Source organism: Myxococcus sp. CA056 (assembly GCF_013336715.1).
GTDB classification, from domain to species: Bacteria; Myxococcota; Myxococcia; order Myxococcales; family Myxococcaceae; genus Myxococcus; species Myxococcus llanfairpwllgwyngyllgogerychwyrndrobwllllantysiliogogogochensis.
The window spans coordinates 711,294-731,415 of the sequence record NZ_JABUMT010000003.1 but is presented as its reverse complement, the minus strand read 5'-3'; the positions used below and the strand labels follow the sequence as shown (position 1 = coordinate 731,415).

Below are 20,122 nucleotides of genomic sequence, written 5' to 3'. Positions count from 1 at the left end.
ACCCGTGCTGCCCAAGGACCTCATCCGCCGCATCCGCAAGCTGGAGATTCGCACCCGCAAGGTGGTCTCCGACATGCTCGCGGGCCAGTATCACTCGGTCTTCAAGGGCCGGGGCATGGCCTTCTCCGAGGTGCGGCAGTACCAGCCCGGGGATGAGATTCGCATCATCGACTGGAACGTCACCGCGCGGATGAACGAGGCCTACGTCAAGGTCTTCACCGAGGAGCGCGAGCTGACGGTGATGCTCCTCGTGGACGTGTCGGCCTCCAAGGAGTTCGGCTCGCGCGAGCGCACCAAGTCGGAAATCGCCGCCGAGGTCGCCGCGCAGATTGCCTTCAGCGCCATCGCCAACAATGACCGGGTGGGGCTCATCCTCTTCTCGGACCGGGTGGAGAAGGTGGTGCCACCGCGCAAGGGCCGCACCCACGTGCTGCGCCTGGTGAGTGACATCCTCACCTTCCAGCCGGTGGGCAAGGGCACGGACCTGGCGACGGGCCTGACGTACCTGACGCAGGTGGCGAAGCGGAAGGCCGTCACCTTCCTCGTCTCGGACTTCCAGGCGCGCGACTTCGAGAAGCCGCTGCGACTGGTGGGGCGAAAGCACGACCTCGTCCCGGTGGTGGTGGAGGACCCGCTGGAAGAGGCCTTCCCGCGCCTGGGGCTGGTGGAGATGGAGGACCCGGAGACGGGAGACCGCTTCGTCGTGGACACGAGCGACCCGGGCGTGCGCGGCCGCTATGCCCGGGCGATGCAGGGCGCGCGCGACGAGCGCCGCAAGCTCTTCAAGAAGCTGGAGTTGGACCACGTGGAGCTGCGCGCCGGAGATGACCACGGCAAGGCGCTCGCGCAGTTCTTCCGCGCGCGGGCCCGGAGGATGGCGGCATGAGCCGGTGCATGGTCCTGCTCGCGGTGCTGCTGTGTCTGGGGACGCTTCCGGCGGGGGCGAAGTCCCAGCCGAATCCCCCGGGCGTGCCCGCGCACGAGGTGACGCAGCCCCTGGACGTGTCGGTGCGCGTGGAGCCGCAGCAGGTGCGCATCGGCGACCCGTTCACCTACCACGTGGTGCTCACGCATCCGAAGGACCACCGCTACGAGCTGGCGGTGCCCAAGGAGACGGGCGACTTCGAGTTCCTGGACCAGACGCGTCAGCGCCATGACGGGCCCGACTCGGCCACCACGACATTCGCGGTGCGCCTGTCCGCCTTCGCGCTGGGCACGGTGCAGGTGCCGCCGCTCGAGTTCGACGTGGCGACGCCGGAGGGGCCGCGTCACTACTCGCTGCCGGGTCGTCAGGTGGAGGTGGCCGCCACGCTGCCCCCGGACGCCGAGGGCAAGGGCGCGGACCTGTTCGACATCCAGCCGCCGCAGGAGGTGCCCATCCGCTCGTGGCGGCTGGTGCTGACGCTGCTGGGCGTGCTCGCCGCGGGCCTGCTGGCCTGGGCGCTCGTGCGCTGGTGGAAGAACCGCCCCAAGCACGTGAACCTGCCGCCGCCCTTGCCGTTGGACGTGCGCACGCGCAAGGCGCTGGACTCGCTCAAGGCGGAGAACCTCCCGGGGCGTGGCCACGTGAAGGACTACTATTTCCGCCTGTCCGAAATCGTCCGAGGGTATCTGGGCGAGCGCTATGGCTTCGAGGCGCTGGAGTGCACCAGCTCGGAGCTCATGACCGCGCTGCGCCGCCTGTCGCCGCTCGGGCTTCCCGAGGACAAGCTGATGCGCTTCGTGTCCGAGTCGGACATGGTGAAGTACGCCCGGGCGGATGCGTCGCCCGAGAGCTGCCGAGACGCGCTGCTGTTCGGCTACGAACTCATCGACAAGACCTACGTTCCGCCCCCGCCGCCTCAGGCTCCCGCCAATGCCGCCGCTCCCCGCGTTCAATAACCCCGAGGCGCTCTGGGGACTGCTGCTCGTGCCGCTCCTGCTGGTGCAGGCCTGGCGGGAGCGTCGCGCTCGCGCGCCCCTGCGCTTCTCCGCGGCGAACGTGTTCGCCCGAAGTGGCAAGGGCCTGCGCACGTACATGTTGCCGCTCTTGCCGCTGTTGCGCGCGGTGGCCGTCGCGGCGGCGGTGTTCGCCATCGCCCGGCCCCAGGTGCGCGACTCTCGCGTGCGGGACTTGTCGGTGGAGGGCATCGACATCGTGGTGGCGTTGGACCTGTCCACCTCCATGGAGGCGGGCGACTTCCGGCCGCAGAACCGTCTGCACGTGGCCAAGGAAGTGCTCAGCGAGTTCATCGCCAACCGGGTGAATGACCGCATCGGCCTGGTCGTCTTCGCGGGCGCGGCGTACACGCAGGCGCCGCTGACGCTGGACTACGGCGTGCTGAAGGAAGTCATCAAGCAGCTGCGCACCCGCGTGCTGGAGGACGGCACCGCCATCGGTGACGCGCTCGCCACGTCGCTCAACCGCCTGCGGGACTCGGAGGCGAAGAGTCGCGTCGTTGTGCTGATTACCGACGGCGACAACAACGCGGGGAAGCTGTCCCCCATCGACTCCGCGCACATGGCGGAGGCGCTCCACGTGCCCATCTACACCATCCTCGTGGGCAAGGGCGGCAAGGTGCCCTTCCCGCAGGGAACGGACCTGTTCGGCAACACCGTGTGGCGCGAGACGGAGATTCCCATCAACCCGGAGCTGATGCAGGACATCGCGGACCGCACGGGCGGCGAGTACTACCGCGCCACGGACCCCGAGGGCCTGCGCCGGGGACTCCAGAAGGTGCTCGACTCGCTGGAGCGCTCCAAGCTGATGGAGGGAGGCGCCTCCGCGACGTACCGCGAGGAGTTCCATCCGTTCCTGCTGGCCGCCTTTGGTCTCGTCGCGCTGGAGCTGCTCCTGCGCGCGACCTTCCTGAGGGTCTTCCCGTGACGCCCGTGGAACCCTGGCGCTTCACCGTGCTCGGCTATCAGGCGGGTATCGCCCAGCCGTTGTTCCTGGGGCTCGTGCTGGTGGGCGTGCTGCTGGGATTGCTCGCGCTCACGCTGTCGCTGAGGCGCCGCTCCCGCGTGCGCGCGGTGCTGCATGAGCGGCACGCCGAGCGCTTCACGCCGGGCATCTCCGTGTGGCGTCCGGCCACGCAGGGCAGCCTGTATGGCCTGGGGCTGGCGCTGTTCGGCTTCGCGTTGGCGCAGCCGCAGTGTGGCACCAAGAGCGAGCTGACGAAGCGGCGCGGCATCGACGTGGTGGTGGCGCTGGATGCGTCCAAGTCCATGCTCGCGCGCGACGTGCAGCCCAGCCGACTGGAGCGAGCCAAGCTGGAGCTGACGACGCTCCTGGACGAGCTGAAGGGCGACCGCGTGGGCCTGGTCGTCTTCGCGGGGGATGCATTCATCCAGTCTCCGCTGACGTCGGACTACTCGGCGGTGAAGCTGTTCCTGCGCGCGGTGGACCCGGAGGTCATGCCCCAGGGGGGCACCAACGTGGGCGCGGCGTTGCGGCTCGCCCATCAGGTGCTCGAGAACGCGGACCGCGGCTCGAAGGAGCGCGTGGTCGTGCTGTTGTCGGATGGCGAGGACCTGGTCGGCGACGTGGGCGAGGCCACCGACGCGCTGAAGGAAGCGGGCGTCCAAGTGCTGGCGGTGGGCGTGGGCTCCGAGGCTGGCGAGCCCATTCCCGTCTATGACCGGCGCGGCGAGTTCGTGGACTACAAGAAGGACTCGGCCGGAGACACGGTGATTACGCGCCTGGACCGCGCGGGGCTGACGGCCATCGCGGAGGCCACCGGTGGGGCCTTCTTCTTCCAACCGCGCGGCGTGGCGATGAGCCAGGTGGTGGAGCGCATCGACCAGATGCAGAAGAGCGAACTCGAGAGTCGGGTGACGGTCCGCTACGACGAGCGCTTCCAGTCCTTCGCGATTCCCGGACTGGTGCTGCTCGTGCTGGGGATGATGTTGCTGCCGTCCACGCGCAGGAGGTCGTCGCCATGAGCGCGAGCCTCGAGACACGACGACGTCGCGGCGCGCGACTGCTGGCTTGTGTGGCGTGCCTCGTGCTGCCGCTGTCGGCGCTCGGCGCGGGGCCGCTGGAGAGGGACCATCCACGGGTCCAACAGGGACGCGAGGCGTACCTGGCGGGCCGCTACGAGGATGCGCTGAAGGCGTTCGAGGACGCGAAGAAGGAGCGTCCCAATGACCCGGCGGTGGACTTCAATCGGGGCGACGCGCTGGCGAAGCTGGGCCGGGTGAAGGACGCACAGGAGGTCTTCCGCGGGGTGACGGAGTCCAACCGTCCCGACCTGCGACAGAAGGCCTGGTACAACCTGGGCAACCTCGCCGCGACGACGGGGGACCGGGTGGAGGCGCTGAAGTCCTACCGACGCGCGCTGACCCTGGACCCGCAGGACGTGCAGGCCCGGCACAACTACGAAGTGGTGCTGCGAAACCTTCCTCCGCCGCAGGACAACTCGGCGGATGGCGGCTCGGATGGTGGCGGTGACTCCGGGACGGACGGTGGTCGGCCCGACGGCGGCGAGGACGGCGGCACCAAGGCGGACGGTGGGACTCCCGTGGACGGGGGAACCGACGGAGGCCAGGACGGTGGCGCGGATGGCGGTGCCGACGGGGGTGGTGACGGGGGTGCGGATGGCGGAGGCGACGGTGGCGCGGATGGGGGTGGTGACGGCGGCGCGGATGGTGGGGACGGCGGTCAGGAGGGTCCTCCGCAGAAGGGTGATGGCGGCAGCGACGGTGGCTCCGACGGCGGTCAGGATGAGGGCGAGGGCGACCCGAACGACGGCGGGACGGATGGGGGCAGCGAGTCGGAGGGTGACGCGGAAGATTCGCGCTCGGATGGTGGAGTGAGTCCATCGGAGCTGGACCGGCAGGAGGCGGAGCGCCTGCTGGATGCGATGAAGCAGAACGAGAAGAATCTCCAGCTCTGGCGTTTCCAGCAGAAGAAGAAGCAGAGGAAGGCCAATGAGAAGGACTGGTAGCAGCGGCCCCGTGGCGGTGCTCGTCGGGCTGGCCCTGCTGGCCTCGGCGCCGGCATGGGCGGCGGGCCTCGAGTTCTACCAGACGGTGAACCGCGAGGAGGTGGGCAGCGAGGACACCTTCCTGCTCACGGTGGTGACGGTGGATGCGCCCGCCGACGCCAAGGTGAAGCTGCCGCGGTCGGACGACTTCGAGGTCGTCAACAGCTCACGCAGCACGCAGCGCTCCGTCTCCTGGTCCGGCGGCGGGCCCGCCAACATCCAGGACGTCACCAAGTACGTGATGGTGATGCGGGCCAATCGCGCGGGGAAGCTGACGATTCCTCCGTCGGAGATGACGACCGCGGGCAAGACGCACCGCACGGACTCCGTGCAGATTGACGTGAAGCCGGGACGGCTGGGGCCTCCACCCGCGCAGTCCGGGCGGCAGCAGCGACTGCCGGACCCGTTCGCGAGCATGCCCTCGCGCCTGCCAGACCCGTTCGCGGATGAGCCGGAGGACGAGCCCACGATTCCCCGGGGAGACTCGGACCTGTTCCTGCGCTCGAGCCTGGACCGGGACGAAATCTTCGTGGGCGAGCAGGTGACGCTGTCGCTCTACATCTACTCGCGCGTGGACCTGTCCAGCGTGGATGCCGTCACCATGCCCAAGCTGGAGGGCTTCTGGACGGAGGAGGTGGAGAGCCCCACGCAGCTGTCCGGTGAGCAGAAGGTCGTCGACGGCGTCCCGTACCGGGCCTATCTGCTGCGCCGTCGCGCGCTCTTCCCGGTGAAGGCCGGCACGCTGTCCATCTCCGCGGCGGAGGCGGACATCACCACGGGCTTCCTCTTCGCGGGCCACCGCGTGCACCGCGTGTCCAACGGGCTCAAGGTGAAGGTGGCGCCCCTGCCGCCCGGTGCGCCGCAGGGCATGTCCAATGCGAACGTGGGCGCCTGGCGGCTGTCCGTGGACGTGTCGCAGACGCGCGTGGAGCTGGGACAGCCCATCACGGTGAAGGTCATCCTGGAGGGCTCCGGCAACGTGAAGAACGTCAACCCGCCGAAGCTCACCGGGCCCTCCGCGCTGAAAATCTATGACCCCACGACGACGGACAAGGTGGCGCCGCAGCGCAACCGGGTCCAGGGTCGGCGCGTGGTGGAGTACCTGGTGATGCCGCAGCGCACGGGCACCTTCACGTTGCCCGCGCTGGAGTTTCCCTTCTTCGATGCACGCGCGCGCTCCTACGAGGTCTCGCGCACGGACCCCATCACCCTCACGGTGGAGCCCGCGGCGGGCAGCACGGCGCTGCCGCCCACGTCGTCCGCGCATGTGGCGGACTCGGCCAACGAGCAGAAGAACGTGCTGACGTCCGGTGGGCTGCGGCCGGTGCGCTACCAGGCGCGCTTCGTCGCGCCGTCCGAGCCACCGTGGAAGCGGAGCTTCTTCGTGCCGCTGGTGCTGGCCCCGCTGGGGCTGCTCGCGGGTGCGGCGCTCCTGGGCGGCGTGCGAGGCCGCATGGCGACGCGCACCGAGGCGGACAAGGGGCGTCAGCAGGCGAAGGCCGCGCGCAAGCGACTGGTGGAAGCGGAGAAGCTCCAGGCCGGCGCCGACGCGGGGGCCTTCTACACCGAGGTGGAGAAGGCGCTGCATGGCTTCCTGGGCGCGCGGCTGGGCGGCCCGGTGATTGGCCTCACTCGCGAGGCCATTGGCGAGCGCATGACGGCGGCGGGCGTGGCGCAGGAGCGACGTGCCCGGGTGCTGTACGTGCTGGAGGCCTGTGACTTGGGCCGCTATGGCGGTGGAGGTGATGCCGCCGCGCGACAGAAGGTGATGGATGCCGCGGTCGCGGCCATGGAGGGCTGGGCGTGAGCGGGTACTACTCGCCTGAAGAGGCGCAGGACGTCTTCCTGAAGGCCAACGAGGCCTACGCGCGCGAGGACTACGCGGCGGCGCAGGATGGCTACGAGAAGCTCCTCTCGCATGGCCATGGCGGCGCGGACGTCCTCTACAACCTGGGCACGACGCATCTGGCGCGGGGAGACCTGGGCCGCGCGGTGCTCTCGCTGGAGCAGGCGAAGAAGCAGGGCGGCCGCGCGCCGGACCTGGAGGCCAACCTGGCCGTGGCGCGCGCGCGACAGGTGGACAAGGTGGTGGGCGCCACGGCGGAGGAGGAGTTCCTTCCGCGCGTGACGGCGGCCACGGACGGCACCGTGGTGGCGTGGACCTTTCTGGGCACGTGGGTGGCCACGCTGCTGCTCCTGCTGGTGTGGCGGTGGCTGAAGCCGGGACGCCGCACGGGCCTGGGCATCGTCGCCGCGCTGCTGTTCACCGTGGCGGTGCCCACGGGCGCGCTGCTGGCCGCGCATGCGTGGGTGGACGAGACGGTGCACGAGGCCGTGGTGCTGTCGCCCACGCTGGTGGCTCGGGAGCTGCCGCAGCCTGGCGCCCGCTCCATCTTCGAGGTGCATGCGGGCCTCAAGGTGCGGCTCCTGGAGGAGACGGGCCGCTTCGTGCGCATCCGTCTGCCCAACGGACTGGAAGGCTGGGCCGAGCGCGAGGGCGTGGCGGAAATCTGAGCGTTCCGGCACGCCGGGACGAAACCTGGAAGCGCGCGTGACGCCGGGGGTAGACTCTCTGTAAGGGATGGCGGGTTTTCCTTGGAGGTCTCAGCCCCGTGTTCGAAGTCGAGGCCCTTGTCGGGAAGAACCGACTGGTGGTGCGCATCTGGGGTGACATCGCCAGGGAAGAGGCCCAGCGCGTCGGCGACGCGGCGGTGCGGGCCATCGAGCGGTTGCGCCCGCGGTTCGACCTGCTGTCGGACATGAAGGGCGTGACGTCGTTGGACGCCGAGGCCACGGTGCAACTGCGGCGCATCATGGAGGCCGCGAAGGTCCGGGGTTTCCGTCGCGTGGTGCGGGTGGTGGGCCGCTCCGTCGACACGGCGCTCGTCTTCGAGCGCACCAGTCGTGAGCTGGGCTACGACGCGCACCTCGCCTTCTCGTTGGAAGAGGCGGAGCGCCTGTTGGACAGCGGCAGTCCTTGAGTGCCGGGCCGCTCAGCTTCGCTTGCCGGTGAGGCGGGCGAAGAGTCCGGGCTTGCGCTCCTTGCCCTGGCCAGCGGAGGCCGCGGACAGCGCGGCGACCTTCAGGAGATTCTGCTGGAAGACGGTGTTGCCCGGCTCCAGCTCCACCGCGCGCTCCAGCAGTCGGGCCGCTCGGACGTAGTCCTTGCGCTGGTGGACGAGGATGAGGGCCAGCTTGCTGTGGAGCGCGGCGGCTTCGGGGGCACGGTCGATGCCCTTCGTGAGAACCTCGATGGCGCGGTCCACATTGCCTCCGCGCTCCAGTCGCACCGCGCGCTGGAGGAAGTCTTCCGGCGTCTGGGTGGTGGACACCGGAGCGGGCGCGTCCAGGGGCATGGTGGGGCGCATGGGGCGCGGTGCGCGCTCCGGGGCTAGGGGGGCCAGGGTGGGTGGTGGGCTCGCCGCCGACGGGGGGAACGGCGATGCGGGCAGGGTGGGCACCGAGCTCGCCGTGACGTGAGGGGCCGGTGCGGGACGGCTGGCCACCGGTGGCGCGGCGGTGGCCGGGGCGACGACTCGGGTCGACCCCCCCAGCCCGCTGGGGGCACTGCGTGTCGCCGGAGGAGGCCCGGTGCGCGCCGTGGCGGGCAAGGGGGGCGGACCGGGGCGTGCGGCGGAGGGGTGCTCCTTCGCGGGCGGAGCAGGGGCTCCCGGGAAGGTGACGTGTTCGGTGAAGCCACTGGCGCGCGGGGCCTGGGCGACGCCGGGGCGCATCGCGCGAGTCGGCTGCGAGGGCGCGCTCGGATGCGACCCGCCAGACGTGGTGGACCTCGTGGGACGTGGAGCGGGAGGTGCGAAGGGCTCCTCGTCGCCGAGCGCCATGGGAGAGAGGTCCTCCTCGGCGCCCAGGGCCATGAGCACGGCGGGACGCTCCCCGGTGAGCGTGGGGACCTCGTCGTCCTGAATCGTGGATGGCTCTTCGTCGTCGAACGCGGGCGCTTCCGGGGTGAGGAACTCGCTGCCGTCGAGCACGGGAAGCTCGTCGGTCCGGCTTCGTCGTGGAGGGCTGCCAGGCGCGCGGCGCAGCTCCAGCACGCCTCGTTCCAGCAGGGCCTTGAGGACGACCTTCACCTCGATTTCAGGCAGCCGCGCCGCGAGGGCGAGTTGGGGCACCGCGTGGACTCCGTCGACGAAGGACGCGATGTGGGCTTCGAAAGGGTGGAGGGGCTGCAACGCGATGTTCAGTCCGGCACGAAGGTGCGGCACGGTGTCCGCGTCCATGGGCACGGTGAATCGCGCGGTGGCCAGGTCCTGCGGCGCGGGCCGCTGGGGCGGCGGCCTGGGCACTTCCATGGTCCTGCTGCGCTGGGGTGGGGAGAGCAGGGCCCGGACGATGGTGGGCTCCGTGATGATGTACTCCCCGCTGGCCTGCTCCGGGTCCAGGAGCAACCCGCAGAACTCACACTGGAAGTCGTCCCCTTCCACCGTGCCCCTGCACTCTGGACATTCTAGTTTTGCGGCCATTTCGGGCCCATCATAGCGCTCCGGGACCCCCATCACCTGACGCCTCGCGGGGAGGGGTGAAAATGGGGGCCCGGGGGGCGCGTCCGGAGGGACAAGGCGGCTTCATCCCCCTGTCAGACTGGCTGATGAGCGGGCGGGCATGGAAGTCAGGCATCCCCTGTCCCGTTGGCTTACGTATGGCTGATGCGTGGTGCTCCACACAAATGATGGAGCAACCCTGGTGCGCGTGGTGTCGGCGGGGCTATACCGCGCGCGGCAGGTGGCACCGGCAGTGGGGGTGGCGCGCCCGCGAATCATCGTCCCTCTGAGGTCCAGAGTCGCGCCGGAGAAACATGGTTGGCATGTCCCAGGCACCCTTCCACATCCTGCTCGTCGAGGATGAACCGGTCATCCGGGAGCTGGTGCGCTCGATGTTGAGCGACGGCACCGTGGAGGTGGTGTGCGCGGCCAACGGGCTGGAGGGACTGAAGCTGGCGCGCAGCCGGACCTTCCACCTCATCCTGATGGATGTGGTGTTGCCGCAGCTGGACGGAATCTCCGCGTGTCGCATCCTGAAGAGCGACCCCGTCACCGCGACGGTGCCGCTCTACATGCTCACCGCGAAGGCGAAGAAGTCGGACATGGAGAGCGCCACACTGGCGGGCGCGGACGGCTACATCCACAAGCCCTTCCGAGGCGCGGAGCTGATGGCGCTGGTGGAGCGCCTGCGAGTGGCCTCGCCTCGCTCGGAACCGGCCTGAAGCGACGGGGACGGGCCTCACCGCTCAGGGCAGGCGCGGATGGAGGAAGCGCGCCAGGGCGATGAGGTCGTCCCAGTCGAGCTCACCGAACTCCAGGGCCACGCCGTCCGCTTCCCGGCGGCGGATGGTGCAGGTGGTGACGATTTCCTTGTCCCCAGGCAGCGGCAGGCTGAGCGTCAGCTGGCGCTGGGCATCTCCGGGGTGCGCGAGCAGGAACAGCCCCGCCATGGAGACATCGCGGGCGCGGGCCATGACGGCGCGTCCTGGCAGGAGCACTTTCACGGGGAGGGACGCCTCGACGCGCGGGTGGAAGCGCTCGGCGATATGGGGTCCACCATTGGAAGTGTTCATCGGCTCAGCTCCTCACTGCGACAGGGTGCGACAACTCTGAGGCACCTTGCGTGCGAGGCAAGTTTCCGTCCTCGCGCCGCCGTCCCGTGAGACGGACGCTCCTCCCGGCCCCTGGAGTTTTCCTGGCGCGCGCGACGCGGCCATGAGCGCGGGATTGCTTGGGTTTTCATCTGGCACGTCGCCTGAAGAGCCCCCTGCGCAACCCGCCGCCGGAGGCAGCTCTTGGACCCGAACCACCGCAGGCTTCAGTCGCTCACCATCACCCCCACCATGCCTCGGCAGACGCCGCGCAATGACTTCGGCACGGTGCTGGCGCACGCGGCCCACCAGGTGGTGAGCAAGGGGGCGGGGCTCGTGGGCGGGATGATCCCGTCGGGTCCCATCCTGAGCGCGGCCGTCTCCAGTACGAAGATGGCGGTCTCCTCGGTGGTGCCGATGGGAGCGACGACCACGTCGGCCGCGTCCACGTCCGCGGCGGGAGCCTCGCTGGGGACGCCGACGGGCAACGGGGATGCGTGGGACCTGCTGGAGGCGCAGAAGGCGCTCAGCGCGGACGGCCAGAAGTTCAACGCGGCCTATCTGCAGCTCCAGAACGAGATGCAGCGGGAGAGCCGCGAGCACAACGCGGTCTCGAACATCATGAAGGTCCGCCACGACTCGGCGAAGGCCGCCATCAACAACATCCGCTGAGAGGGGCGCGGCGAGCCATGAGCGTGGACAAGGTGGGAGCGGTAAGCGGTGCGGGCCTGGCGTCCGTGGAGCCCGGCCGGGAGCGATTCGACAAGGTGCTGGAGGGTGTCCGAGCCCCCACGCGCGAGGCGACGACCTCGGTGACGACGGAAGGCGTGGCGCGTCCGCCCGTCGAGGCCACGAGGGGCGTGGCTCGGGCCGAAGGCGGGGGGACGCAAGCCCCGGCGGGATGTTCGGAGGCGAGGACGGGGACGCGGGTGGACTCCGTCCAGACGGCGCGAGAGCAGCAGGCCGCGCAGGCATTGGAGCGGGTGGGGCAGGCGCAGAAGCGCTTGGACCACATCCTGGCGCTGGCGGAGTCGGGTCGCGACTTCACGCCGGGGGAGCTGCTCTCGTTGCAGGCCCAGGTCTACCGGGCGAGCCAGGAACTCGACCTCGCCGGCAAGGTTGTCGAGAAGGCCACCGGCGGCGTCAAGCAGGTCCTGCAGACGCAGGTTTGAGGAGCGCGCATGTCTTCGAGTTCCCTCCGCTGTCTGCTCTTCCTGTGGCTCTTGTGCGCCACCGCGTGTCGAGAGCGCATCCAACATGGCCTGGATGAGCGGCAGGCCAACGAACTGCAGTCCGTGCTCATCGAGCGAGGGCTGGATGCTCGCAAGGTGCCGGAGGCGGGCAAGAAGCCGTCCTGGGCCATCGAAGTCACGGGAGACCAGTCGTCGGACGCGGTGCGTGTCCTCGCGGAGCTGGGGCTGCCGAGGCCCGCGGCGGAAGTGGGCTGTGATGTCTTTGGTGGGAGCGGACTGGTGCGCACGCCGGTGGAGGAGGGCGTCTGCCGGGTGCGCGTGCTGGAGCGGGGCCTGGAGAAGACGCTCCAATCCGTGGAGGGAGTGCTGCTGGCGCGAGTCCACCTGGTGGTGCCTCCGGCGCCACGACCCGGGCAGGCAGGGGTGCCGTCCAAGGCCTCGGCGATGCTGCGAGTGACGCCGGGCAGTGCGGCGAGGGTGCGTCAGTCCTCGGACGTCTTGAAGGCGCTCCTGGCGGGAGGTGTGGAGGGGCTCTCCTCCGACGCGGTGTCGCTGCTGGTGGACGAGGTGCCCGCGCGGGTGGAGGTCGCTTCGGCGGGTGGCCTGTCTTCTTTGTCCAGGCTGCGGGTACTGCTCGCCGTGCTGGGGGTGTTGGTGACGGGGCTGTCGGGAGCCTTGGTGTGGGCGACGCTGCGGATGCGTCACTACCGGGAGCGGAGCGTGGTGCCTGCCGCGCCGCCGGTCCCCGCTCGTCCCGTGCTCTCGGCTGGAGCGGCTCGCAAGGTCGCCTGAGCAGGCGACGGAGAGACTCATCATGGATGCGACACGTGTGGGTCGGGCATCGCGCCCGGCGAGGAAGGGTGTGCCCGTTCCGACCCAGGAGCCGATGCCCGCTCCGGTTCCGAATCCGCTGGCGGAGCAGGCGACGACGATTCGTCGTCAGCCTCCAGCGCTCCCGTTGGAGCGCTATGCGCTGGTGGCATGGGTCCTGGGACGGGAGCGAGCGGGAGAGCTCCTGGAAGGTCTGGGCACGGAGGCCTTGAAGCGAGCCAAGGCGCATTTGCGGCGCATCGCCGCGCTCCCGTCCGCGCAGCGACAGGCGAAGGTCGCGAAGGAGTTCGGCGAGAGGAGCGACGCGGCGGCGAGGCTGAAGGCCTTGATGGACGAGGTTCCGGAGCTGCTTCGCAAAGAGGTGTTCCGTCGTCTCCCTGCCTATCACCGGACCCTGTTTCCGGGTCGCAAGGTGGAGCCCGTGGACCCGCTGGCGCCACCGTTGTTGTCGGCGCTCGCCGAAAGACTCATCCGGGAAGCCACGCGCTGAAGTCCTCGCGTGGCGCCGTCCTGGCCCGTGTACGCGGCATCCCAGGCGCGGATGCCCATTCACTCCAAACCCGCGTCACCACGAGCGCCCCTCCTGGCGGGCGTCGTGCACGAGCGGGGTGTCACCCCTTGCCCTTCCTTGGCGAACCTTCGATGAATTCAGAGACAGAGCCCTCCCATTCTCCCGAGCCACGTCGGCTGCGACGGTTGGGGGCGCGCCGGATGAGTCGGGCGCACGTCGTGCTTTCGCGGCGGCCCCGCGTGGCGAGCCTGGGGCGTGAGGCCCTGGACGAAATCTGCGCGGCGCTGGGCCGGGAGCTGAGTTGCTCGGTGACGGCCGAGGCCCGGTTGCTGGATGCCATGGTCTCACCCGTGAATGGGCTGCAGCGGCCTGCGGTCTTCGTCCTGCTGGAGCTGTCGGCGGTGGGGGGAGTTGCGGTGCTGGAGTTGGAGCCCGCGCTGGCCGTTGCCGCGCTGGAGCGAATCGCCGGCCCGGGTGGCAAGCCGGGAGTGGCGACAGAGCTGGCGAGGCTGGAAGAGGCGACGCTGGCGTATCTGGTGCTGGTGGCGCTCTCCGCTGTGCGCTCCAAGTCGCCGCTGTATCCCGCCCTGGCGCCCCGGCTGTCCGCCGTGACGATGCGACGTGAGGACGTCGTGGCTCGGCTGCGGGGGCGGCAGCCGCTGGTGGGCGTGGAGCTGGATGTTTCGGTGGGGCCGGTGCGTGCGGGAGGACGGCTGTTGCTTCCCTCACCGGTGCTGCAGTCGGTGTTCCAGGAGTTCCCAGTGGAGCGCGACACGAGCGTCGCATCGGAAGTGCTCGCCGCGGCTCTGAAGATGAGGTGCCTCATCGGACAGACGCCCCTGTCGCCCCAGGCGATGGATGCGCTCGCGGTGGGGGATGTCGTTGTCTTTGAAGGCGTGCGTCGCGAGGACACGCGCCTCTTCGGCCCCGGACGGCTGGTGGCCCGGGGCTTCTCGCTCGCGGGGACGTTTCAGCCCGAGGGTTTCTCGCTGTCCCGTGCGCGTGTCCGCGTGCATTTCCAGGAGTCGAACATGGTGGTGGTGAACGAACGAGGCGAGGGCATTCCCCCGCTCCCCGTGGACGTGGAGGTGGAGTTGACGCGGGTGCTGGTTCCGCTCTCGGAGCTGGCGGCGTTGAAGCCGGGCGTCCTGCTCCCGTTGCACATCAATGCCAGTGAGCCGGTGTTGTTGCGCGTGGGAGACCGGGTGGTGGCGCGCGCGGAGTTGGTGGACCTCGAGGGCGAGGTGGGCGCTCGTGTCCTGGCCCTGTTGCCGTGAGTGAGCACATGAATGTCCGGCGCGCGTCGCTCTCTCCTCGCACGCGCCTTCAAGTCGCGACGCTGCTCGTCCTCGGGTTGGCCTTGCTGGGGCCCCTGGGCGGAGTGTCCGTGGTGTCCACGGCTCGGTGGCTCCTGATTCTGGGGACACTCTGTGGCCTGGGGTGGTGGTGGTTTCGACGGGGGGCCAAGGGGCCCCGCGTGGAGAGTGCCGAGCGGATGCAGGTCATCTCCCGGGCAGGCCTGTCGCCTCGTTGTGGCCTTGCGCTGGTGGAGGTCGAGGGGCGGGGCTTTCTCGTGGCCTTCGGTGATGCGTTCGCGGAGGTCCATCCGCTGCCCGAGCGGGAGGAGGTGCCACGGACCTTCGCCCAGGCGCGGCGACCGCGTCCGGGGCGTGGTCTCCGGAAGGGGATGAGCTCATGACGGGCGGCCTGGGAATGCTGGCGCCAGTCATGGCCGTGGCGTCGGAGGGGGCGCTCAGCCAGCAGTCCTATGCGGGAAGCCCGCTGCCGATGATGGGCATGCTGGCGGTGATGTCACTGCTGCCGTTCGCGGTGTTGATGTTGACGAGCTTCTCGAAAATAGCGGTGGTGTTGTCGCTGGCACGCTCGGCCATGGGAACCCAGCAGGCGCCGCCCACGCTGGTGCTGACGGGACTGGCCGCGGTGCTGACGGGCCACATCATGGCCTCGGTGATGGAGCGGACGTACGACGCGGGGCAACGCGCCTATCAGGAGCTGGAGGCCGGCTCGGGCGTGCGGATTCTCGATGCGGCGGCACAGGTGGCGGAGCCGCTGCGCGGGTTTCTCGTGAAGCATGGCAGCCCCGAGGAACGCGCTCGTTTCGTGGACCTGGCGCGAGAGCTGCGTCCCCCAGAGGAAGTGGACTCGGTGCGCGAGACGGACCTCTTCGTCATCATTCCCGCCTTTGTCATCACGGAGTTGAAGGAGGCCTTTCAGATTGGCTTCCTCGTCTTCCTCCCGTTCCTGGTGCTCGACATGGTCATCGCCAATGTGTTGCTCGCGCTGGGGATGCAGACGTTGTCGCCTGGCCAGGTGAGCCTGCCTTTCAAGATTCTTCTCTTCGTGGCCGTGGATGGCTGGTCGCTGCTCGCGCGCGGCCTCATCCTCGGTTACCGGTGACTCGATGACCCAGGATGTGTTGTTGACCCTGGGGCGTGAGGCTTTGCTGTTGATGGTCCTCGCGTCCTTGCCACCCATTGGGGCCAGCCTATTGGTGGGCTTCCTGTCGAGTCTCTTTCAGGCGACGACGCAGCTTCAGGAGAGCACGCTATCGGTGGTGCCGAAGCTGTGTGCGGCGGTGGTGGCGTTGGTGCTCTCCGGGCCGTGGATCGCCGGGCAGTTGACGCGATTCACACAGCAGCTCCTGATGCTCATCTCCGAGGTGTCGGCGTGAGCCTGGAGTTGCTGCGCGCCCACCTGGAGGCGCTGGGCCCGGACGCGGTCGCCGTGGCGCTGTGTGCCGCACGGCTCCTGCCCGTGGCCTTCCTGTGTCCGCTGTTGGGAGGGCAGGCCACGCCCACCACGGTGCGGCTGGGCTTGGTGTTGTCGCTCTCGCTCTTCCTGCGGGCGGAAGGTGGCGTTGGACTGGCGGAGCCCGTGACTTCGTCGCTGGAGTTGGGGGGATGGGTGTTGCGAGAGCTGGCCTACGGGGTGTCGGTGGGGCTGGTCGCGGCGCTGCCGTTCGATGCGGCGCGAATGGGGGGGCGATTCATCGACCTGCTTCGCGGAACGTCCGCGGAGGCCAGCCTTCCGCTGGCAGGGAGTCGGGAGTCGGCCACGGGCGAAGGGCTCTATCATCTGCTGGTGGGACTGGTGACGTCGGGGGCGGTGGCTCCGCTGGTCTTCGGCGCGTTGGTGCGGGGCTTTGGCGTGGTGAAGCTGGGGGCCTTCGTGCCCACGGAAGCGGCGACGTTGCATCTCGTCGTGCTCGCGGGCGGCGCGCTGGCCACGGGACTGGCGGTGGGCGCACCGATGGCGGCCGCGATGCTGACGGTGGATTGCTTTCTGGCATTGGCATCGCGCGCGGCGCCGCAGGTGAACCTGCAGGAATTGGGGGCTCCGTTGCGAATCCTGGGGGGCGGCGTGGTGCTGTGGTTGGGCATCGGGATGCTGTGTGAGCGACTGCTGGCGGAGGTCCTCTCCACGGAGGGCACGCTCTCCTTGCTGGGGAAGCTGGCCCAATGAGTGGAGAGAAGACGGAGTTGCCGTCGGCCAGACGCCTGCGTGAGGCGCGCCGCAAGGGGCAGATTCCCCGCAGCCGGCTGTTGTCCTCCAGCGCGGTGATGTTGGGGGGCGTGCTCGGGTTCATCTCGGGCGCCCCCGGGATGTTCGAGCGTCTTCAGGAGTGGACGTCGCGGCTGTTCCTGGCGCAGCAGCCGGAGGGCGCCTGGGAGGAAGGGCTCTGGATTTTCGTGCGCCTGAGTGCGCCGGTGCTGGGAGGCGCGTTCGCGGCGTCACTGGCGGTCTCCGTGGCTACCGTGGGATTCGAGGTGAACCCGAGCCATGTGGCGCCGAAGCTGGAGCACGTCAGTTTCTCCTCCGGACTGAAGCGTCTCTTCAGCGTGAGACCGTTGAAGGAGCTGGGCAAGGCGCTGCTGGTGGTGTGGGTGGTGGCGATTCTTGTCTGGGGCGAGGTGGAGTCGGTGGGGCCGGATGCGCTGCGCACCGCCTGGCTGGCCGGAAGTGAGGGGCTGCCACTCATGCTGGAGCAACTCACGGAGCTGATTCGCCGCGTGGCCTGGGTGCTGCTCGTGCTCGGCGTTGGAGACTACGTGCTCGCCAGGCGGAGCCACGTGCGCGAGCTGATGATGAGTCGCGAGGAGCTGAAGCGCGAGCACAAGGAGAGTGAAGGGGACCCACGGCACAAGGGACAGCGTCGGGCCTTGCACCGGCAGCTGGCTCAAGGGGGGCCGGCACGAGGGGTGCAAAAAGCCACTGCCGTGGTGGTCAATCCAACGCATCTGGCGGTCGCGCTTCGCTACGACGCGCGGGAGTGTGAGGCGCCCTACCTCGTCGCGAAGGCCCGGGAGGAGGACGCCTTGATGCTTCGGGAGGAGGCCCAGCGGCTTGGAGTGCCGGTGGTCCGAGACATTCCGTTGGCGAGAAGCCTCATCCACTACGACATCGGGGAGCCCATTCCCGAAGAGCTGTACCAGGCCGCGGCGGTCGTCTTGCGCACGGCGATGGAGTCGCGGGACGCGGACGGTGTCCCCCGGAGACAGACCTCATGAAGGTGTTCGCGAAGTGGTTGGTGAAGGCGCGAAGCTCGTCGGACCTCGTGCTGGCGGTGGCGATGGCGGCGGTGCTGGGGGCGCTCATCATTCCCCTGCCGGCGTGGCTGCTGGACGTGGGGTTGGCGGTGAACCTGGCGGCGGCGGTGGCGTTGCTGGTGGCGTCGTTGAGGGCCAGGGACGCGCTGCAGGTGACGTCATTTCCCTCGCTGTTGTTGTTCACCACGTTGTTCCGACTGGCGCTCAATGTCTCGTCCACGCGGCTGGCGCTCGCGGAGGGGCACGCGGGCGAGGTCATCCAGGCGTTTGGTGAGTTCGTCGTCCAAGGAGACTACGTGGTCGGCGGCGTGGTGTTCGCCATCCTTTCGCTGGTCCAGTTCCTGGTGGTGGCGAAGGGCGCGGAGCGTGTCGCGGAGGTGTCCGCGCGCTTCACCCTGGACGCGATGCCGGGCAAGCAGATGTCCATCGACGCGGACCTGCGAGCGGGGGCCATTGACCAGGCCCAGGCACGGAAGCGGCGGAGGGACCTGGAGCGGGAGTCTCAGATGTTCGGCGCCATGGATGGCGCGATGAAGTTCGTGAAGGGAGACGTCATCGCGGGCCTCGTCATCGTCGCGGTGAACCTGCTGGGCGGCTCGCTCATCGGCGTCCTGCAGGGAGGGATGACGTTCTCGGAGGCCGCGGCGACCTTCGCGCTCATCGCCATCGGAGATGGCCTCGTGTCCCAGGTGCCGTCCCTGTGCATCACCGTGGCGGCGGGACTCGTCGTCACGAGGGTGGCGTCGGAGCGGGAGGAGGACTCGCTGGGCTCGGAGATTGGCTCGCAGTTCTTCGGTGAGGCCCGGACACTCTGGGTCGTGGCGGGATTGTGTGTGGCGCTCGCGTTGATGCCGGGCATGCCGCACCTGACCTTCTTGCTGCTGGCGGCGGGACTGGTGGGACTCGGGCGCGTCCTGCAGCGAGGACTGCCCCGAGAGGGCGCTGCGACGCGCGGCGGGGGTGCGACGGGGTCCAAGGAAGGAGCCGAGGAGAAGGCGGGGGCTGCTCCGGAGAGCGCCGTGGTGCCCGTGGGAGTGTCTCCTCTCACGCTTGACCTCGCGCCGGACCTGACAGTGCTGGCGGAGTCGGCGGCTGGGGCTTTCGTGCACCAGACCTTGAACGCCGTGCGCGACGAGCTCTTCTTCGAGCTGGGCGTGCGCATCCCTGGCATCCGGGTGCGGACCCAGGCGGCCTACCTGGGCACCGGGGAGTACCGCATCCTGGTGGACGAGGTGCCGGCGGGAGGCGGGCAGCTGAGTGTGGGCGTGCTCTATGCGATGGCGCCTCCCGACGAACTCGCGTTCCTCCAGGTGAAGGCGGAGGCCGCGGTGGAACCGTCGACGGGCAGGACCATCAGCCGCGTCCCTGAAGCGGGGCGAGGACCCGTGGAACTCGCCCAGGTCCCGGTCCTGCGGCCCGAGGAACTGCTCGCGGACCATCTGAGAGGCGTTTTGCGGAGCCGGGCCGCGGACCTGCTGGGCCTTCAGGATGTCCAGGGGCTGCTGGATGGCCTGGAGACTCGTGCTCCCATGCTGGTGAAGGAAGCGCTGCAGAAAGTCCCTCTGCCGCTGCTGGCGGACGTGCTGCGAAAGCTCCTCCAGGAAGGCGTCAGCATTCGAGACCTGCGAGCCATCCTGGAGGCGCTCGTCTCACCCACCACGGAAGGAGACGCCTCCGCGCTCGCCGAGCGCTGTCGTCAGGCCCTGCGCCGCTACCTCAGTCACAAGTTCGCGCCCACCGGGCCGCTGTATGCGTACCTCGTGGACCCGGAGGTGGAAGAAATCCTGCGGTCCACCGGACCTCGGGGACCCGCGCCAGACCCGGACCGGGTGGCGGAAATCCTGGAAGGCGTCCGACAGGTGGCGACAGGAGGAAGGGCGGTGCTGCTCACCGCGCCAGACGTCCGGCGGTCACTGCGAAGGCTTTGCGAGGGAGCGTTTCCGGAAGTGGCCGTGCTCACCTATGGGGAGCTGGACGGCGCCCTTCAGATTCGTCCCATCGGCAGGCTTTCGCCCGTGCCGATGGGGTCCTGAGTCGACTCAGAGGCCCGTGCCGGTGCTGCCGGGGCTCTTGCTCTCGGGGGAAGGCAAGTCGCTCTGGGCCTGCTGGGGGGCGGGGCGGTTGACCCGGTCCCTCAGCTCCTTGCCCGTGCGGAAGAGCAGGCCCCGCTTGGGCTTCACCGGGATGACCTGACCTGTCTTCGGGTTGCGTCCCTGGTAGCCCTGGTAGTTCTTCACGTGGAAGGCGCCGAGGCCGCGAATCTCGATGTTCTCACCGCGACAGAGGGCATCCTTCATCGACTCGAAAATCGTCTCGATGGTGGCCTCAGCCTGCTTCTGCGTCACGCCCCGCTTGGCCACGAGGATGTTGATCAGATCGGACTTGAGCATCGGACGCTCCCGCAAACCCGGTGACCCCTTGGCGACAGGGCACTCTGGCCCGTGGTGAATCAGGAAAAC

At 69.3% G+C, this 20,122-nt stretch carries 23 protein-coding genes; 20 read left to right on the top strand and 3 right to left on the bottom strand.

Translation table 11 applies throughout. The features are described from left to right. The first annotated feature begins 4 nt into the window (after positions 1 to 4). The 8 genes from HUA76_RS17490 to HUA76_RS17455 all read left to right on the top strand — a co-directional run bounded on the left by HUA76_RS17490 (position 5) and on the right by HUA76_RS17455 (position 7,948). Positions 5 to 886 carry a DUF58 domain-containing protein gene (locus HUA76_RS17490; protein WP_141648835.1) on the top strand — a complete coding sequence of 294 codons (882 nt, stop codon included), beginning with the start codon at positions 5 to 7 and terminating at the stop codon, positions 884 to 886. Then, the gene (locus HUA76_RS17485) at positions 883 to 1,881 is read left to right on the top strand and encodes a BatD family protein (protein ID WP_174461511.1); all 999 of its coding nucleotides are present in this window, start codon (positions 883 to 885) and stop codon (positions 1,879 to 1,881) included. The genes HUA76_RS17490 and HUA76_RS17485 overlap by 4 nt, the downstream gene beginning before the upstream one ends. Then, positions 1,856 to 2,866 (top strand): VWA domain-containing protein, encoded by a 1,011-nt coding sequence (locus HUA76_RS17480; protein WP_141648833.1) that lies wholly within the window; start codon positions 1,856 to 1,858, stop codon positions 2,864 to 2,866. The genes HUA76_RS17485 and HUA76_RS17480 overlap by 26 nt, the downstream gene beginning before the upstream one ends. Then, complete coding sequence (locus tag HUA76_RS17475) at positions 2,863 to 3,924, top strand: VWA domain-containing protein (protein ID WP_141648832.1); 1,062 nt, start codon at positions 2,863 to 2,865, stop codon at positions 3,922 to 3,924. Before HUA76_RS17480 ends, HUA76_RS17475 begins: the two co-directional genes overlap by 4 nt. Further along, the gene (locus tag HUA76_RS17470) at positions 3,921 to 4,928 is read left to right on the top strand and encodes a tetratricopeptide repeat protein (RefSeq protein WP_174461510.1); all 1,008 of its coding nucleotides are present in this window, start codon (positions 3,921 to 3,923) and stop codon (positions 4,926 to 4,928) included. The genes HUA76_RS17475 and HUA76_RS17470 overlap by 4 nt, the downstream gene beginning before the upstream one ends. After that, on the top strand, positions 4,912 to 6,774 hold the full coding sequence (locus tag HUA76_RS17465; RefSeq protein WP_174461509.1) for a BatD family protein: 1,863 nt from the start codon (positions 4,912 to 4,914) through the stop codon (positions 6,772 to 6,774). Before HUA76_RS17470 ends, HUA76_RS17465 begins: the two co-directional genes overlap by 17 nt. After that, entirely contained in the window at positions 6,771 to 7,481 is a 711-nt protein-coding gene (locus HUA76_RS17460; protein ID WP_174461508.1) for an SH3 domain-containing protein, read from the top strand. The genes HUA76_RS17465 and HUA76_RS17460 overlap by 4 nt, the downstream gene beginning before the upstream one ends. Positions 7,482 to 7,579: 98 nt before the next feature. Then, a complete protein-coding gene (locus HUA76_RS17455) occupies positions 7,580 to 7,948 on the top strand; it encodes a hypothetical protein (protein ID WP_141648829.1) in 369 nt (122 codons plus the stop codon). Between the two features lie 12 nt (positions 7,949 to 7,960). Here the strand turns inward: HUA76_RS17455 and HUA76_RS45370 are convergent, their stop codons facing one another. Beyond that, positions 7,961 to 9,451, bottom strand: coding sequence for a hypothetical protein (locus tag HUA76_RS45370; RefSeq protein WP_254614269.1), 1,491 nt, complete (start codon positions 9,449 to 9,451; stop codon positions 7,961 to 7,963). Between the two features lie 332 nt (positions 9,452 to 9,783). Here HUA76_RS45370 and HUA76_RS17440 point away from each other — a divergent pair, with 332 nt between their 5' ends. Continuing rightward, a complete protein-coding gene (locus tag HUA76_RS17440) occupies positions 9,784 to 10,191 on the top strand; it encodes a response regulator (RefSeq protein ID WP_141649448.1) in 408 nt (135 codons plus the stop codon). A 24-nt stretch (positions 10,192 to 10,215) separates the two neighbouring features. Here the strand turns inward: HUA76_RS17440 and HUA76_RS17435 are convergent, their stop codons facing one another. Beyond that, positions 10,216 to 10,542, bottom strand: a complete 327-nt coding sequence (locus HUA76_RS17435) for a PilZ domain-containing protein (RefSeq protein WP_141649449.1) — start codon at positions 10,540 to 10,542, stop codon at positions 10,216 to 10,218. 270 nt (positions 10,543 to 10,812) lie between these two features. Here HUA76_RS17435 and HUA76_RS17430 point away from each other — a divergent pair, with 270 nt between their 5' ends. From HUA76_RS17430 to HUA76_RS17380, 11 genes are all read left to right on the top strand, one after another. Continuing rightward, positions 10,813 to 11,232, top strand: coding sequence for a hypothetical protein (locus tag HUA76_RS17430; protein ID WP_174453648.1), 420 nt, complete (start codon positions 10,813 to 10,815; stop codon positions 11,230 to 11,232). A gap of 17 nt (positions 11,233 to 11,249) precedes the next feature. Further along, on the top strand, positions 11,250 to 11,732 hold the full coding sequence (locus HUA76_RS17425; protein ID WP_174461507.1) for an ATP-dependent helicase HrpB: 483 nt from the start codon (positions 11,250 to 11,252) through the stop codon (positions 11,730 to 11,732). 9 nt (positions 11,733 to 11,741) lie between these two features. After that, on the top strand, positions 11,742 to 12,545 hold the full coding sequence (locus HUA76_RS17420; protein ID WP_174461506.1) for a flagellar M-ring protein FliF: 804 nt from the start codon (positions 11,742 to 11,744) through the stop codon (positions 12,543 to 12,545). A gap of 94 nt (positions 12,546 to 12,639) precedes the next feature. Then, a complete protein-coding gene (locus tag HUA76_RS17415; RefSeq protein ID WP_306440945.1) occupies positions 12,640 to 13,074 on the top strand; it encodes a hypothetical protein in 435 nt (144 codons plus the stop codon). Positions 13,075 to 13,295: 221 nt separating this feature from the next. After that, positions 13,296 to 14,372 carry a type III secretion system cytoplasmic ring protein SctQ gene (gene sctQ, locus HUA76_RS17410; protein WP_246137797.1) on the top strand — a complete coding sequence of 359 codons (1,077 nt, stop codon included), beginning with the start codon at positions 13,296 to 13,298 and terminating at the stop codon, positions 14,370 to 14,372. Between the two features lie 8 nt (positions 14,373 to 14,380). After that, positions 14,381 to 14,794: a flagellar biosynthetic protein FliO gene (locus HUA76_RS17405; protein ID WP_141648566.1), complete on the top strand. Its 414-nt coding sequence runs from the start codon at positions 14,381 to 14,383 to the stop codon at positions 14,792 to 14,794. After that, a complete protein-coding gene (gene sctR / locus HUA76_RS17400; RefSeq protein ID WP_174461504.1) occupies positions 14,791 to 15,513 on the top strand; it encodes a type III secretion system export apparatus subunit SctR in 723 nt (240 codons plus the stop codon). Before HUA76_RS17405 ends, sctR begins: the two co-directional genes overlap by 4 nt. Positions 15,514 to 15,517: 4 nt before the next feature. Next, positions 15,518 to 15,787: a flagellar biosynthetic protein FliQ gene (locus HUA76_RS17395; protein ID WP_141648564.1), complete on the top strand. Its 270-nt coding sequence runs from the start codon at positions 15,518 to 15,520 to the stop codon at positions 15,785 to 15,787. Beyond that, positions 15,784 to 16,578: an EscT/YscT/HrcT family type III secretion system export apparatus protein gene (locus HUA76_RS17390; protein ID WP_141648563.1), complete on the top strand. Its 795-nt coding sequence runs from the start codon at positions 15,784 to 15,786 to the stop codon at positions 16,576 to 16,578. The genes HUA76_RS17395 and HUA76_RS17390 overlap by 4 nt, the downstream gene beginning before the upstream one ends. Then, positions 16,575 to 17,624 (top strand): flagellar biosynthesis protein FlhB, encoded by a 1,050-nt coding sequence (locus HUA76_RS17385; RefSeq protein WP_174461503.1) that lies wholly within the window; start codon positions 16,575 to 16,577, stop codon positions 17,622 to 17,624. The genes HUA76_RS17390 and HUA76_RS17385 overlap by 4 nt, the downstream gene beginning before the upstream one ends. Continuing rightward, complete coding sequence (locus HUA76_RS17380) at positions 17,621 to 19,696, top strand: flagellar biosynthesis protein FlhA (RefSeq protein WP_174453111.1); 2,076 nt, start codon at positions 17,621 to 17,623, stop codon at positions 19,694 to 19,696. Before HUA76_RS17385 ends, HUA76_RS17380 begins: the two co-directional genes overlap by 4 nt. Positions 19,697 to 19,702: 6 nt before the next feature. Here HUA76_RS17380 and HUA76_RS17375 read toward each other — a convergent pair whose 3' ends face one another. Next, positions 19,703 to 20,053, bottom strand: coding sequence for an HU family DNA-binding protein (locus HUA76_RS17375; RefSeq protein ID WP_141648560.1), 351 nt, complete (start codon positions 20,051 to 20,053; stop codon positions 19,703 to 19,705). Positions 20,054 to 20,122 lie beyond the last annotated feature (69 nt).

Bases quoted from the DNA above. Each gene is read 5' to 3' on its own strand.
- HUA76_RS17485 (WP_174461511.1), top strand. From the start codon at position 883: ATGAGCCGGTGCATGGTCCTGCTCGCGGTGCTGCTGTGTCTGGGGACG.
- HUA76_RS17480 (WP_141648833.1), top strand. From the start codon at position 1,856: ATGCCGCCGCTCCCCGCGTTCAATAACCCCGAGGCGCTCTGGGGACTG.
- HUA76_RS17470 (WP_174461510.1), top strand. From the start codon at position 3,921: ATGAGCGCGAGCCTCGAGACACGACGACGTCGCGGCGCGCGACTGCTG.
- HUA76_RS17465 (WP_174461509.1), top strand. From the start codon at position 4,912: ATGAGAAGGACTGGTAGCAGCGGCCCCGTGGCGGTGCTCGTCGGGCTG.
- HUA76_RS45370 (WP_254614269.1), bottom strand. From the start codon at position 9,451: ATGGCCGCAAAACTAGAATGTCCAGAGTGCAGGGGCACGGTGGAAGGG.
- HUA76_RS17440 (WP_141649448.1), top strand. From the start codon at position 9,784: ATGGTTGGCATGTCCCAGGCACCCTTCCACATCCTGCTCGTCGAGGAT.
- HUA76_RS17435 (WP_141649449.1), bottom strand. From the start codon at position 10,542: ATGAACACTTCCAATGGTGGACCCCATATCGCCGAGCGCTTCCACCCG.
- HUA76_RS17430 (WP_174453648.1), top strand. From the start codon at position 10,813: ATGCCTCGGCAGACGCCGCGCAATGACTTCGGCACGGTGCTGGCGCAC.
- HUA76_RS17425 (WP_174461507.1), top strand. From the start codon at position 11,250: ATGAGCGTGGACAAGGTGGGAGCGGTAAGCGGTGCGGGCCTGGCGTCC.
- HUA76_RS17420 (WP_174461506.1), top strand. From the start codon at position 11,742: ATGTCTTCGAGTTCCCTCCGCTGTCTGCTCTTCCTGTGGCTCTTGTGC.
- HUA76_RS17415 (WP_306440945.1), top strand. From the start codon at position 12,640: ATGCCCGCTCCGGTTCCGAATCCGCTGGCGGAGCAGGCGACGACGATT.
- sctQ (WP_246137797.1), top strand. From the start codon at position 13,296: ATGAGTCGGGCGCACGTCGTGCTTTCGCGGCGGCCCCGCGTGGCGAGC.
- HUA76_RS17405 (WP_141648566.1), top strand. From the start codon at position 14,381: ATGAATGTCCGGCGCGCGTCGCTCTCTCCTCGCACGCGCCTTCAAGTC.
- sctR (WP_174461504.1), top strand. From the start codon at position 14,791: ATGACGGGCGGCCTGGGAATGCTGGCGCCAGTCATGGCCGTGGCGTCG.
- HUA76_RS17395 (WP_141648564.1), top strand. From the start codon at position 15,518: ATGACCCAGGATGTGTTGTTGACCCTGGGGCGTGAGGCTTTGCTGTTG.
- HUA76_RS17385 (WP_174461503.1), top strand. From the start codon at position 16,575: ATGAGTGGAGAGAAGACGGAGTTGCCGTCGGCCAGACGCCTGCGTGAG.
- HUA76_RS17380 (WP_174453111.1), top strand. From the start codon at position 17,621: ATGAAGGTGTTCGCGAAGTGGTTGGTGAAGGCGCGAAGCTCGTCGGAC.
- HUA76_RS17375 (WP_141648560.1), bottom strand. From the start codon at position 20,053: ATGCTCAAGTCCGATCTGATCAACATCCTCGTGGCCAAGCGGGGCGTG.